Origin of the sequence: Methanospirillum hungatei JF-1, assembly GCF_000013445.1 — an archaeon.
GTDB classification, from domain to species: Archaea; Halobacteriota; Methanomicrobia; order Methanomicrobiales; family Methanospirillaceae; genus Methanospirillum; species Methanospirillum hungatei.
Genome location: NC_007796.1, coordinates 547,450 through 561,346 on the forward strand (window position 1 = coordinate 547,450; position 13,897 = coordinate 561,346).

Sequence of the window (13,897 nt, forward strand, 5' to 3'; positions counted from 1 at the left end):
TCAACGGAGGTGTGCAGGACATGGGTTGTCCTGGATAACATGAGAAAGGATCTGACAATATCTCTTGATGAAGAATATATTAATGCACTGCTGGAGATTGCAGAAAACCAGAAATCGACCCTTTCAGCACTTATCCGCGATATATTCTCGTCATATATTCAGGCAGTTACCAGGGGAGATACCCCGGATTTTAAGGACCTGACCAATGCTGAAGGTGAAGTCGCTGGGGTTCTGACTGTATCCACGGACCTTTCCGGGACGGTTGCTCGTCATGCGGCACTGATTGCCGATCTCGAACGCCGGGTCGGTCTACTTGAAGGACGGACTCTGAACTCTCCCTACCAACCACAAAAACCCATGTTTGCCCCTGATCTGATGGCACTGACAAGTCCGGTCGGGATCTCATCGTCTGCCGGAGTTATTGATTCTGATATGCCTCCGGTCGGCAATCTTGCTGAGGAAGCCCTCGTTAAGGTGCAGATGCAGCCGGTTGCCCCGGTGATGGATGCGATGGAGATGGGTTCGATGAAGATCCGAACCGATAAGGAGTACAGCCAGACCGAGGCAGCAGTTGCTTTAGGGATATCCGTTACAACGATGCGGAAGTATATCAAAGAAAAGAAGATTGCTGCACGGAAGGTTGGCCGATCCTGGCTTATTCATGGGCGGGATATTCTCGCTCACAAGGCTGCAGCACAGGGGTAAACCAGAGAGTTTTTGTGCTGCGCCACTAACATACTGTATACCGGGCATTCTCCGGTGTGACTGGTGGGGTTTTTGCACCGGTGTATGCCCTGGGATGCTGCATGCAGGGGGAGCATGCGAATAATTCATCATATTCTGTTTCCTGTACTGTTTTTCATCCTGGTACTGCCGGTTATCATTCTCCCGCCTCAGTTGTCAGGAGATCCTGATGAGATCATTCCAACAAGAAATCTGATGCTTCTTGGTGAGTACCCGAGTGATATTCCGGTTGTCAGGGAAGAGCCCGGTCCGGTTCTGATTTTTTCAGCCGAAGAAGCGGAGCGCCCCGCACCGTCCCTGAATGTGACCGCCCCGGTTCCTGTCGGAATTATAGCGCCGAACGGGAAGATGGCTCCACTCACGGCTGAGGGGCCTGAGAAGCCGATGGGAAAAGGGTGGGTCCAGGTTAGTCTGTCCACCTCGGTTGACAGTCCGACCGAGATGATTGAGGATCGGCAGCGGTACATGGCATCCGGTCTGTTTAATGTGCATGTATACCACAATTTTGCCGGATAGAAATTGAAAATCCTTATATGTTCTGAAGTATACCTTGTAAGGCGCACGGGCCTATGGTCTAGTTGGTTATGACACCGCCTTTACACGGCGGAGGTCGCCGGTTCGAATCCGGCTGGGCCCATAATTTTTTATTGTTATTTGTCTCATGAATCTTACTTGTTTGGATTATTTCTTTAATTTCATTTAGGGACTTCTCGATTAGTTTGTGTGTGTAATAATCTGTTGTTGCAACAATTCAGGTTTTAGAAAGTAATCAAATGTCGCGAAATATTATCCCATAGGATAATACCTCAAAAATTTATTCGGGTTTCATCTTTTTTATGGGGGAAAGAAATTAGGATTTAAAACACATGCCAAAATTGGTAATTGCTCAACTTCCTAAAGTTGAGTGGTTACAAAAAAAAGTTTTTTAGGAGCGTATTGGGGTTTCCAAGTTCAAAAAATCGGATAATTGTGGTATTTTTAGATCCTCCTATAGACCGGAATCAACTTTGTCCATTCGTCCAGCATTATTCAAGTTACTGGTACCGTGATTCTCATTCAGTGGGGACAGGGGCAAATCTCTTTCCTTCTGCTAAATTTAACGATCCTAGCGGTTCAACATTTGTTTGTCCATGATACTTTTCCTCGACAGCTTGTCCCAATGAGACTATGGGAATCACCACGTTGTTCCTGCAGTTTCGCACCCGTTTATTGCTAAACATGCACATGCAGGTAGGGACGCCCAGAATAGATTGGGTGGCGTTTCCGGTTTTTAATCGGGTTCGCAATCCGATTTACTGCTTCTAGTCGCACTCAATAATAATTATTCTTGGTATGCACTCTCCTGGTACGTCAGATGATGACTAAGTACCCAAAATATGGCCATTAACTATAATACCTCTTCTCATCCAATATCAATCAGAATGGATATCAAAGGAATTGAAATTATTTGCTGTATCGCTCTTTTTTCGCTCATGGTGGTTGGATCTGCTGATGCAACTTTCGGGTATAAAATTCTCTTAGAGGGAGGAGAGAGCATTATCACAGAGAATGAAGACGGGAGTATGATCCTGACGATTCAGAATGTAGTCCCGTATGGAGTTATTTTTGACGATCCTGAGTATATTACTCTCCTGGAAACGGTATTGCCAGATACGAATTCCACTATGAATGCCGGTGTGGTATTGAGTAATCCGGATGGAGACAATACGTCACTTGTTCAGGTTTCACAGCTGGATTATTCTGCTGAAACCAAAAATCTGACCTTCGTTATTCATCCTCTGGAATTCTATGAGGGGAGTATTCTTGCTGATCTGAAAGAACGGTCAGAAAGTTTGAATCCTGATATCGTCAGAAATGCACATGTCACCAGAATTTATTTAGAGAAAGGATTGCCAGTTTCTGAAAATTTTGGTGATATTAACCGGTGCATGGATGATTGTGAAAGATATCATGAAAAACCTACCCGGTTTTTTTGTGAGATGAACTGTGCGAAATAACAACCTTAATTGCCGGGTTACTAATATTTTACTCTTATTTCTTACATTTTTTTAAAACAGATTGGAAAACATAAGTTCCCCGATGATAATCTGGCATGTAAATTGTCATAATGAATCAGGGTAACATCTGTACATGCATGCCTCTTCCAGTGGTTCCGATGAGGAATGGTTTGAGAACGAATCCTTTTGGGAAGACTTCTATACGGTATTATTTCCAGACGAACTGTTTGAACAGGCGGAGGAAGAGATAGAGAAGATCTTGGATCTCATTGATCACCCGGTGAGTTCGGTCCTTGATCTCTGCTGCGGCCCGGGACGGTTTGCAGGTCTGCTTGCCAGAGAGGGATATCAGGTAACTGGTGTCGACAGGACGCCATTTCTCCTTGAGATAGCGAAGAGAGAGTATGCTGATGCAGGAGAAGTGGAATGGGTTCTTTCCGATATGAGGGAGTTTGTCCGGAAGGAATCATATGATCTGGTCTTAAACCTCTACACCTCTTTTGGATATTTCAAGGATCCTGCAGAGGATCTCCTGGTTTTGAAAAATATCTCCCAAAGTCTCCGGCAAGGGGGGTCATTTGTTATTGAGGTGATGGGAAAAGAGGTGATGGCCAAGGATTTTGAACCGATTACAGCGTCAAAGACCGAAGACGGACTATTTGTCCAGGCTCATGAGATCCTGGAGAACTGGAACAGGATTAAAACGGAATGGACCCTTATCAAAGAAGGGAATATCAGAACCTTTACGTTTGAACACAGCCTCTATGCAGCCAGTGATCTCATCAGGCTCTGTGAGTTGGCAGGTTTTTCGGATATTCGGGTATTTGGTGATTTTGATGGGGGTCCCTATGATCATTCTGCATCGCTGCTGGTAATCACCGGGAAAAAGAGATAATCCTGACCATATCCGGAGTCTGCTGGTTTGGCGGTGGGGAGAACATACAACACCCTTACCGTACAAGAGGCTAAAATCATTAATTTCGACATTATTCAATTTATCGCCTTTAAATGGAATATAGGAGGGTGATATTTGCCGTTTTAAGATCTTCTCATAGCCGGCCGGTATTGTGTTATCATGGAAAAGTCTATACTTTATATAGCTATGATCCGGAACTTGATAGCGGCCTTTGAGTGAATTGGTTTCCGTTCGATTTTTACGATTTAGAGCGACATTTGCTCTCCTTTATTTTGACATTATCCTGATAATATAAATATCGATAATTTAGGTCCTAAATCTAAAAATAACCCGAATATAGATCAATACGAGGCTGAGAAAAGAGATGTCCGAGTATTCATGAAACGAATGTTCACTCCTCAAAATAATCCATATCAATCTTTTTCACAATATACCGCGATTCATCTGACACTCCTACATTATGATCTATCATAAGTTCAGCTAACGTCTCTCCATCAATTAAAACCACTTTCTGTTCGATTCGCTGGACGTATTCCTGGGCTTCCCTTGAGAAACGGGAAGTGGTAATAAAAACTCCTTTTCGTGCCCGGTTCCCTGCAAGACTACCCACAAATGCCTGTATCTCTGGTCTTCCAACCGTATTCTGCCATCTTTTAGCTTGAATACATACGGTATCCAACCCCAGTTTGTCCTCTTTTATAATCCCATCAATCCCATCATCACCAGTCTTTCCAACCCTCTCCCCAGCTTCACTCCGTGATCCTCCATATCCCATGGAGACCAGTAGATCAACGACCAGTCGCTCAAAAAACTCCGGTGAGCTATTCATAACCTGTGATAATAGTTCATGTGCCAGTTTATTTCGAACATCCTGATAACTATTCTCAAGAATCTCTTGCGGGGTCAGGGTGCTCTCTGCAGTACCTGATTCTTCTTTTAATGGTGAATGATTGTCTGTTCGAAAGTCTTTAAAATCCAGAAATTCTGGAAATTGTTTGAGAAAGTTTTGGTCGATGCGTTGTGGATTCTGACTGAGTACTGCTAACCCTCGTTCGGTGATTTTCACCTTCCCCCGTGAAGGAGTATTAACTAATCCTGCTTTTTTCAGATATGTCTTCGCCCAACCGACCCGGTTATGATAGGTAGACTGTACTCCACTTGGGAGTTTTTGGTTCAGTTCTTCTTCAGAAAGATGAAATGAGGATGCTATTTGACTATAAATCTCCTGGACTGAGTGTTCTTTTCCATCTTTTACAGCTAACAGGACCGGAAGCAAGAATGTCTGATAATCAGGTATTGCCATTATCTTATGGGATATTTGTATCAAAGAGCGATAAGGTATTCGAAATAATTCTATTTGAAAAACACGGATCTCCCGAACCCAAATTACATAAATTTAACTTTTATTGACATAAACATGTGAGATATGTATCGTAAGGGGTATGGATTCACCCCTCTTTGTATATTCTGTATCGTTCTATGTTCAACCTCATCAGCACTCAAATTCCCTGATAAATTTCAAAATACTAACCCTATCATTGCTTCACCACAGGAAAACACCGAAAAAATATCTGTTGGAATTTTGGTGATGCAGAGTGGATTTGTATCAGATAGGAGTTACGCAGTTAACTTTTATTATATAAAGATCTATATATATTGACAACGCCTATAATATACGTGCCTATAACGAAGCAGCCTTCAGATGTAGATTATATCAATTACCTCATCGCAGCTCGATGCGACGTTTCTTGTGTAAAAGTCGCTGATTGTTATTCGACGTCTGAATTCTCGATATCACATGATACCTTCAATCGATTCCTAACAAGACAGTCTCTAACTCCTGAGACGTTGTGGGCTGAAGTTGAGGCATATGTTGACAGAAAAAGGGGCTGGTTGGTTCTGGATGACACTATTCTAGATAAAAAACATTCCAAAAAAATCGAATGTACATATTACCAGTGGAGTGGAAAAGAGCACAAAGTAATCAAAGGAATAGGATTGATTGCCTTAATTTGGACAGATGGAATCACTTCATTTCCAATTGATTATCGAATTTATGATAAGGATGTTGATGATAAGACCAAAAATGATCATCTCCAAGAAATGGCCTTGACAGCTTTCAAAAGAGGATTTACTCCTGCCTTTGTCATGTTTGATAGTTGGTATTCCGGAAATGAAAATTTGAAGTTGATTAACCGTCTTGGATGGTTTTATTTCACACGAGTTAAGAAAAATCGTATGGTCAATCCCGATGCCAAAGGTAATGTTCAAGTGTCATCATTAAATATACCAGAGGAGGGATTAGAAGTCCATTTAAAGAAATATGGATTTATTCGTCTTTTTCACTCACTAAATCGTAAAGGTGTAAGTAGATATTGGGCAACCAATTTTTTGCCGATGAATAATGAAGATAGGCTGGTTTTACAATCTATTTGCTGGACAATCGAGAATTATCATAGGGCTATCAAAGAACTATGTGGTGTCGAAAAATGCCAAGCTAGAAAGGGAATTATCCAACGAAATCATATTAATTGCTCACTTCGGGCATATTTACGATTCGAAGTCAATAAATTTTTGAATGGTGTTACTCCGTACGATGCTCAATGGCAAATCATAAAAGTTGGAATTTCAGAATATATTCAGAACCCAAAATATGCGCTATAAATTTTTTAGAGGTTGTTCTGCGTAACTCCTATCAGATATTGGTGAAGAATATGAAAGGGCTTTTGAGATGGTAGAGGAGGATCATCCTGACTCGCCAATTCAGCCAGTTATTATCGATGCGGGAAGCAATGTGACAACGGCAATTTCTGCATGGAATACCTTGAAATCGGAATACCCTGACCTTTTTATTGTTGTAACAGTTGCCAGCTGGACAACCAATGTGGTGTACCCTGATGCTGCAGATGATGGGAAGGTCCAGATTGCTCTTGGGAGTGCCGTCGTAAACAAGAGTCGCTTGAATGGCAGACTTGTTCGGTTCACTCCTGGGGTGGAACAGGAATCTCCAATCCTTGCAGAATACCTGTCTCAATATGACCGGGTGGCAATCCTGGGTGGGGAGAACGATTATGCACGTGGGTATATTAACGCCCTGAATTCCCTTATCCCGGAAAAAATCGTAGATATTGTGCAGTATGATCCTGATACCCTGCCTGGCAGTCTGGACCTGACCCCGGTCAGAGACAACAATCCTGATATAATTCTGCTACTCAGTATGTCAGAAGCCGAATCGGTTGCGGAAATGATAAGAAATTGTGGCATATCTGCACCACTTGTTGGAACACGGGTCATAGAACGGAATACTCTTCTTGAAACCCCGGTCGCAGATGGCCTCATCTTTACCATTCCGGCACTCAATCGTTCTTTTCCCTTCTTCTCCAGGTACCGTGAAGAATATGGGGAAGAAGCAACATTTTACGGGGCAGAAGGGTATGATGCCATGAATATCCTCTATGATGCAGTTGAGACCTGTGGGGAGGATCAGGAATGCCTCTCATCCTGGTTTACCGCAAATCAGTACCCTGGTTCACTTGGCGACGTTCAGTTTGATGAAAACCGGGTGGCCTTTTATCCTATCGAATTTAAAATCATCAGGAATGGCTCGTTTGAACATTATGAAGGGAAGATAGCCGTTCAATGAAAAACCGGCCTGCTGATAATTTGAATGACACTTATATTACATAAATATTATAAAATTAAATGATATCCAGAATATACTTTTCTTTATGAAAATTGGCTTATATTAAAATGAGGGTAGGTATTGAATTCAAAAATGAAATTTAAGCCTATGTAGCAGTTGTAACACTTGTAGCAGATCCAGAGAAGAGACCTGTCAGTTTTTTTTTATTTTAGAGGAGACATAATCTGATTCGAAAATACCATCCCTCTTCCCTGAATGAAAGAGAATCTTATCTTATGGAAAATGATTCCTCATTGTGTGGTATTATGTTATATATGCAAATACGTGGTAATGATAATACGAAATGGAACGATTCAAACTGCCAATTGGTATCCAATCTTTTAAAAAGATTCGAACTGGCGGGTATGCATATGTTGATAAAACACGTTTCATTCAATCGTTAGTTGATAACGGATCATATTACTTTCTTTCGAGGCCACGCCGGTTTGGAAAAAGCCTTCTCCTTGATACCATTGATTATGCTTTTTCTGGTAAAAAGGAGTATTTTCTAGATCTTTATCTCAACACACCAGAAGCATCATGGGATTTTTCCAGTGTTTATCCAGTTGTCAGGATAAGTCTTGGACAACGTATCAACAGGAATTCTGATGAACTGGGTGAATATCTGACCCACATACTCTCTCTTGAAGCTGAACGGTATAATGTAGCCTATGATAGATCATTATCTCCCGGTTTCCAATTGGATCTTCTGATTAAAAATCTCTATGCAACCTATCAGATGCCTGTAGTCGTTCTTATAGATGAGTATGATAAACCAATTCTTGATGCGATTGAGGATAGTGAAACCACTCGTATATTACGAGATGAATTGAAAAGTTTTTATGGCATTTTAAAAGATCTGGACCCTTATCTTAAATTTGTTCTCCTCACCGGGGTCTCAAAATTCTCTAAAACGGGTATCTTTTCTGGTCTGAACAACCTTGATGATATCACTCTTGATCCCAGGTACTCAGCTATCTGTGGATATACCCATGAAGATCTTGAGCAGGTATTCAGTGAATATCTGATCGGCTTTAATTCTGAAGAGATAAGGGAGTGGTATAATGGTTATTCATGGTCAGGTCAGACTGTGTATAATCCCTTTGATATCTTAATGCTCTTTTCCAAGAAGATGTTTCGTTCATATTGGTTTGAGACCGGTACCCCTTCTTTCCTCATCAGATTATGGCAGAAAAATCCACGGTTCCCTGGCGATTTTGATGGATTGATAGCTGGTGAAGATCTGCTTGGATCTTTTGATGTTGATAATATAAGGGTTGAGACGTTATTATTTCAGGCTGGATATCTGACGATAAAAGAATGGACTTCTGACCCGGTACGTGGATTTCAATGCACGTTAGGATACCCGAATATTGAAGTGCGAACATCATTAAACCTGTTATTTTGTCAGTCCTTATCAGGATTTTCTGTATCCGGGATGCGAAACTTGTTATTTGAGGTTTTGGAGAAGAAAGATGGAGAGGGATTAAAAGAGTTTTTTCATTCATTTTTTGCTTCAATTTCGTATGAATGGTACCGAAAAAACCATTTATCGTCTTTTGAGGGATACTATGCAAGTATCATGTACACCATTTTCGCAAGTCTTGGATATCACGTGATCGCAGAAGATACTACAAATAAGGGACGCATAGATTTGACGGTAATTACGGCTCAGGCGGCATGGATCTTTGAATTTAAAGTGAAAAGAGATGAATCTCACGGAGAGAAAAGTCCATTGGAGCAGATAAAAAGGAAAGGGTATTCTGAAAAATATAAAGCCAAGGGTCTGAAGATATGGGAGATTGGAATTGTATTTGATCCGAAAACCCGCAATATAATTCAATGGGATCAGAGATCCGATTAATTTTTACTACCTGGATGTGGGGGAGTGAGAGGGTATAAAAAAAAGATTACCCTCTGTACCAATAGAACTGCTACACGTGCTACAACTGCTACATGGGGTTTATTTTAACATTCAGTCAGCATTTCCTGCTAAAATTCAGTACTGGTGAATATGCTGCAAAAACGAGGTGCCTCATGCAGACATATCAACATAAAATATGGAGATGGCGGGAAACATCCCTCTCAATCCTGTTCGTTCGTCAGCAGAAACGAATTTATAAACCGTTATCATACTTCCCACCCTCATATCCGCAGAGACCAGTACGGGGGGAGTTACATATTGGAAGCAGGTAGCACTCGTCCAGGTCTTCATCAGAACTACAGTCATCACAAAGCACGGTAAAATCATCATTTTCAATATAATGATAACTGGCTGGTTTTCCACATTCAGTGCAGGGAAATTCCAGTTTATCATTCATACCAGCCATAATGATCTTCTCCTTTTCCTTATGCCATGCAATGGATTCAGCAACCTTCAGCCTGAGTTCGGTAGTTGTCCCAAAATCGTATTCATAGAGAAATGTCATGCCCGGTACCAGGACTTTCTGTATCTTTACCTTCATCGATTTGGCATCACCAAAAAAATCGTCCATACCTGATTCAGAACATCTCTGGTACTCGACTCCCGTAATAGTAAACGCACTTAAATGACCACAACATTCAACCCAGATGTCCCGTAACGATCTATCAAGATCTTCAAGCGTTGCATTAGGTTTGACAAGAAGAACCATCCAGTATGGAGAGGAATACGGGGTATCAACCATAATGGCTAATCTCTCCTCACCCGTGTCCGGAGCATGGTTTTTCTTCATATGCGTAACGGCGGTTCGTTTGGTTATCGGTTCCTTGCAGAGGTAACATGTTCCAGGTGCAGCAGCTTGTTTAGCCATGAAAAGAGTGTTGGAACCACATGATGAAAAGGGTATTTCTTCTGGTCCATCGACCATAGAATCCGAATTTTCTCATGCCATGTATATCGAATATATTTAATCTTTGGAAATCAACCTAATCAAATTAGGAGTGTAGGTATATGAAAATGTTATTTATTTGTGCATTACTCATTGGATTAGTAATGCTTCCTCTTGGAGTTATGGCCGAGGAGGGTACTCTTGTTGAGGATGAAACCGCCGGGGTAAATATCAGTGAAGAGATTGCCATTGTAGAAACAAACACACCGAATCTGGCTCCAATGTTTGGAAAAGTACACCAGACTCTTCTGATGGCTACAGAAGAAGCATTTGGATATCTTCTGACCGGTGATATCGCTGAGAAAGAGGCATTTTTCAAAGAGCTAGCTCTGTCAGAGGAAGCAATGACTGCGTTTGAAGGAGCAGCATCTGGAGCAATGGAAGATGAGCAGGTTATTGTTACAGGATTTGACGAGGTCAAGACCTCTTATGCAAACTTGACTGCTGCAGCTGATACCATGTTTGTTTCATTTGAAACGGAAGGAAAACCCGTAATGGATGATGTTATTGCCTTTGAGGCGTCTGTGGATATAGTTTTTGATACAACTGACAAGGTATGGGATGAGTATAACGTTGACGGTCCTGCAACTGTTGATGCCAGTGTCCGTTCTCTGTATGGCCGGTTACTTGCTGCGGTACAGGAATCATATGCCTATCCGGTCCTTGGAGATATGATTGAAAAAGAGGATGCTCTTGCTGACTTTGCCGATTTTGACACTGTTATTGCACAATATGAGCAGAAATATCCTGACGCATCATATGATGATATTAAAGCAATGAAGGCGGAGATACAGGCAGCAGCAGAGGCAATGTTTGCATCATTTGAGGAGAATGGCACGGCTGATCCAGCGGATGTAGCCGCTCTTGAAACCCTCGTTGAAGAAATGAATGAAAAGGCCCTCAAACTCTTTGACACATCATCTGAAGAGACAGTGGTCATCGAAGAGAGTTCTGAAATTGAAGAAACAGCAGTGAATACCACTGCATAATTTTTTTTCTTTTCTCTATTATCCTGCCCATCGTAACCGGGCAGTTGGAACCAGCGTTAATTGACCCTGACGAACCGTTATCAGGTGGGACCAGGTCATGTATCCGTCATGAGTTATCGTAATCTCATGAGTTCCGGCAGGAATGCCAGCCCTCTCGAGTGGCGTGGAACCAATCATCTCACCGTCAAGGAATACTGTTTCGTTCTCCGGTGTTGAATTGACCATCAGCACTCCGTTCGGTAAGGTTACATATTTTTGACCTTTCACATACCTAAGAAAGAGAATGAACATATACCTGCGAAACGGACTATTTGGGCTATTACTTCTTATTTCTACAATAGGAATTGTTGTTGGTGCAGAACCTTCAGGATACACCGTGTATGTACAAGGTGCAGAGAGCAGTATTGACAGAACCTCGGATGGGATATATAAGATAACGATTCAGGACGTCATTCCCTTCTCCACGATTTTTGAAGGGGATGAGAGGCTGTTGCACAAACACAAAAAAAGCTTAATATAAATTATTAAAGCTTAATTATATATATTATTAAGATCAATATATTATATGTCTCATCGCTATAACATGATTAGAGGATATGGTAATGAACAACAATTTTTACTCCCTGTCAATGCGATGGACTGGCTATCTGAAAATGATATTACTTATGGCATATTAGAAATTCTTTCGATTCTCGATATTAGTCCATTTATTAATAAATATCGTGACGATGGTCGCGGTTCTGCCTTTTTTGATCCTCGTTCAATGCTTGGAATAATAATTTATTCAATGATTCGTGGAGAAAAATCTAGCAGAAAAATTGAGATGTGCTGCCATTATGATATTGGATATCGGATCGTCGCCAATAATCTTACACCTGACCATACAACGATCTATCGTTTCAAGAAGAATAATTCAAAAGAAATCAAATCCCTTTTTAAACAATTATCTCAAATTATCGTAGAATCCGGGATAGCAAGAATCGGTGTCCTAGCCCTCGATGGATCAAAATTTGGCTGTAATGCCTCTTTATCAGCCAATAAAAAATTAAAATACCTTGAAGCAGAGCTAGGTCGGCTTTTTGATGAATCACAGGAAATTGATGAGTTAGAAAACGATGATATAAATATTCAGGATATGGAGATTAACCGACTACCTGAGCATCTTTCAACAAAAGAAAAACGAAAGGAAGTTCTTAATCGGGCTAAAGAGAAATTAATTGAACGACATGATATCGAATCTAAAAAACAAGAAGAAAAGATTCTGGACCGCGAAAAAGAAGAATTAGAATCGGGTAAAAAGAAACGAGGTAGAAAGCCTTTAGAGCCTAAAAAAGAGCCATCTTCAGATTCAAAAGTAAATCTCACTGATCCTGAAAGTCAGATAATGTCAACCACCAATGGCTGGATTCAAGGGTATAATGGGCAGATTATCGTTTCTGAAAATCAATTTATCCTCGCTGCAATGATATCAGATGAGCAAAACGATAAAAAATTATTAATACCTATGCTAAATGAACTCGAAGACCTTTTTACGGGTATTCATCCATCAATTTCGCCTAATATACTACTATCTGATGCAGGTTATTTCTCATACCCGAATTCTTTAGCAGAATTGGATTATGGCATTCAACTCATCATCCCTCCTTCTAAAGAAAGAAAAATTCCAGAATATTCAGATAATGATGGGTATATCTCACGAATGGAAATGATATGTCGGGCGATTTGTATGGGAGAAATAATCACATTTCCGGAATTGCAAAGTATCGGGACGTTTGTTTGGCAATCTTTTATGAACAGAGAGAAACAAGCAACAACTCAGGAAATTTGTAAACGAGTTATGGAAGTACGTGTGAAATCCCCCACTGGTAGAGAGTTATATCGAAAACGAAAATACATGGTCGAACCAGTTTTTGGTAATATGAAACATAATATGAGGTTTAGGAGTTTCTCTCAAAAAGGGAAAGAGAATTGCGAGGGAGAATTCTTTTTAGCTGCATTAGTGCATAATATAAAAAAACTTATCAGATTTGAGGGTATAGTTAAAATTAAAGAATTTGCTACGAATATTATAAAACCGTCAAGAGGTTCAGGTTTTTCCTATATTTTTGCAAACACAGTATGTAAAGTGGGAATTGATACATGCAGGTTCATACATCAATTAGTCTATTTTGGTTGATAGCTTAAGGGGTAGAGATCGATCATTTGTGATCCTGCATGATATTGATCATTGGTGCAACACCCTCATGAGCTGTTCCTTTTCCAGACAAAACATATTGTAAATGAAACCAATCCGATGAATGCAGTTCTTATACTGAGCGGTTCTGAAATGGAGCTGAAATCTCTGATTGAGATATCCAGTATCTCCATGGATACAGAACAGAATATCATTACCTTCCTGGCACACCCCTTGGAGTTCAATTCAGGGGAACTTCTCAAACCTTTCCTGAATGGTATGGGAGATCTGGATATGGCAACAGGAAAGAGAGCAAATCTGACTGCTTTGTATCTTGAAATTATTCATCCGGTTGCTGAAAATAAATGGAATCCGCAGTTCCCGTGTTGTGTTGAGGGTCCTGGTGGTCAGTGTTATATGAAGTGTTAATATTCTGATACTTTTTTTTTTCATCAACTCAATTGTTCATTATGAAGCTTCTTCTGGCCAGTGAAGAAACTTCATGATTCAGCACATCAGATATCTG

General features: G+C 40.8%; 14 protein-coding genes and 1 tRNA gene. 12 read left to right on the forward strand and 3 right to left on the reverse strand.

Going from position 1 to position 13,897, the window contains the following annotated elements; all coding sequences use genetic code 11:
* The first annotated feature begins 9 nt into the window (after positions 1-9).
* The 5 genes from MHUN_RS19140 (at position 10) to MHUN_RS02485 (ending at position 3,636) form a co-directional block, all read left to right on the forward strand.
* Positions 10-705, forward strand: coding sequence for a helix-turn-helix domain-containing protein (locus MHUN_RS19140; RefSeq protein ID WP_204223018.1), 696 nt, complete (start codon positions 10-12; stop codon positions 703-705).
* A gap of 63 nt (positions 706-768) precedes the next feature.
* A complete protein-coding gene (locus MHUN_RS02470) occupies positions 769-1,260 on the forward strand; it encodes a hypothetical protein (RefSeq protein ID WP_143709326.1) in 492 nt (163 codons plus the stop codon).
* A 47-nt stretch (positions 1,261-1,307) separates the two neighbouring features.
* Positions 1,308-1,381, forward strand: a tRNA-Val gene (locus MHUN_RS02475).
* 784 nt (positions 1,382-2,165) lie between these two features.
* Entirely contained in the window at positions 2,166-2,741 is a 576-nt protein-coding gene (locus MHUN_RS02480; protein WP_143709327.1) for a hypothetical protein, read from the forward strand.
* 133 nt (positions 2,742-2,874) lie between these two features.
* Positions 2,875-3,636, forward strand: coding sequence for a class I SAM-dependent methyltransferase (locus MHUN_RS02485; RefSeq protein WP_011447526.1), 762 nt, complete (start codon positions 2,875-2,877; stop codon positions 3,634-3,636).
* Positions 3,637-4,048: 412 nt separating this feature from the next.
* On the opposite strand, the gene MHUN_RS02490 is transcribed toward MHUN_RS02485, so the two are convergent.
* Positions 4,049-4,960, reverse strand: a complete 912-nt coding sequence (locus MHUN_RS02490) for a restriction endonuclease (protein WP_011447527.1) — start codon at positions 4,958-4,960, stop codon at positions 4,049-4,051.
* A 374-nt stretch (positions 4,961-5,334) separates the two neighbouring features.
* On the opposite strand from MHUN_RS02490, the gene MHUN_RS02500 reads away from it, so the two are divergent.
* The 3 genes from MHUN_RS02500 (at position 5,335) to MHUN_RS02510 (ending at position 9,203) form a co-directional block, all read left to right on the forward strand.
* Complete coding sequence (locus MHUN_RS02500; RefSeq protein WP_011447528.1) at positions 5,335-6,321, forward strand: IS701 family transposase; 987 nt, start codon at positions 5,335-5,337, stop codon at positions 6,319-6,321.
* A gap of 37 nt (positions 6,322-6,358) precedes the next feature.
* Positions 6,359-7,300 (forward strand): ABC transporter substrate-binding protein, encoded by a 942-nt coding sequence (locus tag MHUN_RS02505; protein WP_338040852.1) that lies wholly within the window; start codon positions 6,359-6,361, stop codon positions 7,298-7,300.
* Positions 7,301-7,643: 343 nt separating this feature from the next.
* Complete coding sequence (locus tag MHUN_RS02510) at positions 7,644-9,203, forward strand: ATP-binding protein (RefSeq protein ID WP_011447530.1); 1,560 nt, start codon at positions 7,644-7,646, stop codon at positions 9,201-9,203.
* 253 nt (positions 9,204-9,456) lie between these two features.
* On the opposite strand, the gene MHUN_RS02515 is transcribed toward MHUN_RS02510, so the two are convergent.
* Positions 9,457-10,188, reverse strand: coding sequence for an IS1096 element passenger TnpR family protein (locus MHUN_RS02515; protein WP_011447531.1), 732 nt, complete (start codon positions 10,186-10,188; stop codon positions 9,457-9,459).
* Positions 10,189-10,271: 83 nt separating this feature from the next.
* Here MHUN_RS02515 and MHUN_RS02520 point away from each other — a divergent pair, with 83 nt between their 5' ends.
* Positions 10,272-11,198, forward strand: a complete 927-nt coding sequence (locus MHUN_RS02520; RefSeq protein ID WP_011447532.1) for a hypothetical protein — start codon at positions 10,272-10,274, stop codon at positions 11,196-11,198.
* Positions 11,199-11,216: 18 nt separating this feature from the next.
* Here the strand turns inward: MHUN_RS02520 and MHUN_RS02525 are convergent, their stop codons facing one another.
* A complete protein-coding gene (locus MHUN_RS02525; protein WP_158498141.1) occupies positions 11,217-11,423 on the reverse strand; it encodes a PEGA domain-containing protein in 207 nt (68 codons plus the stop codon).
* Between the two features lie 58 nt (positions 11,424-11,481).
* On the opposite strand from MHUN_RS02525, the gene MHUN_RS18590 reads away from it, so the two are divergent.
* The 3 genes from MHUN_RS18590 (at position 11,482) to MHUN_RS02535 (ending at position 13,800) form a co-directional block, all read left to right on the forward strand.
* Complete coding sequence (locus MHUN_RS18590) at positions 11,482-11,718, forward strand: hypothetical protein (protein ID WP_143709328.1); 237 nt, start codon at positions 11,482-11,484, stop codon at positions 11,716-11,718.
* A 45-nt stretch (positions 11,719-11,763) separates the two neighbouring features.
* Complete coding sequence (locus MHUN_RS02530; RefSeq protein ID WP_011447087.1) at positions 11,764-13,374, forward strand: IS1182-like element ISMhu2 family transposase; 1,611 nt, start codon at positions 11,764-11,766, stop codon at positions 13,372-13,374.
* Between the two features lie 150 nt (positions 13,375-13,524).
* Positions 13,525-13,800 carry a hypothetical protein gene (locus MHUN_RS02535; protein ID WP_143709329.1) on the forward strand — a complete coding sequence of 92 codons (276 nt, stop codon included), beginning with the start codon at positions 13,525-13,527 and terminating at the stop codon, positions 13,798-13,800.
* Positions 13,801-13,897 lie beyond the last annotated feature (97 nt).

What these genes read in the sequence shown, in the direction of transcription:
- MHUN_RS02480 (WP_143709327.1), top strand. Translation starts at nt 2,166, where the DNA reads ATGGATATCAAAGGAATTGAAATTATTTGCTGTATCGCTCTTTTTTCG.
- MHUN_RS02485 (WP_011447526.1), top strand. Translation starts at nt 2,875, where the DNA reads ATGCATGCCTCTTCCAGTGGTTCCGATGAGGAATGGTTTGAGAACGAA.
- MHUN_RS02490 (WP_011447527.1), bottom strand. Translation starts at nt 4,960, where the DNA reads ATGGCAATACCTGATTATCAGACATTCTTGCTTCCGGTCCTGTTAGCT.
- MHUN_RS02510 (WP_011447530.1), top strand. Translation starts at nt 7,644, where the DNA reads ATGGAACGATTCAAACTGCCAATTGGTATCCAATCTTTTAAAAAGATT.
- MHUN_RS02515 (WP_011447531.1), bottom strand. Translation starts at nt 10,188, where the DNA reads ATGGTCGATGGACCAGAAGAAATACCCTTTTCATCATGTGGTTCCAAC.
- MHUN_RS02520 (WP_011447532.1), top strand. Translation starts at nt 10,272, where the DNA reads ATGAAAATGTTATTTATTTGTGCATTACTCATTGGATTAGTAATGCTT.
- MHUN_RS02525 (WP_158498141.1), bottom strand. Translation starts at nt 11,423, where the DNA reads ATGGTCAATTCAACACCGGAGAACGAAACAGTATTCCTTGACGGTGAG.
- MHUN_RS18590 (WP_143709328.1), top strand. Translation starts at nt 11,482, where the DNA reads ATGAACATATACCTGCGAAACGGACTATTTGGGCTATTACTTCTTATT.
- MHUN_RS02530 (WP_011447087.1), top strand. Translation starts at nt 11,764, where the DNA reads ATGTCTCATCGCTATAACATGATTAGAGGATATGGTAATGAACAACAA.
- MHUN_RS02535 (WP_143709329.1), top strand. Translation starts at nt 13,525, where the DNA reads ATGGAGCTGAAATCTCTGATTGAGATATCCAGTATCTCCATGGATACA.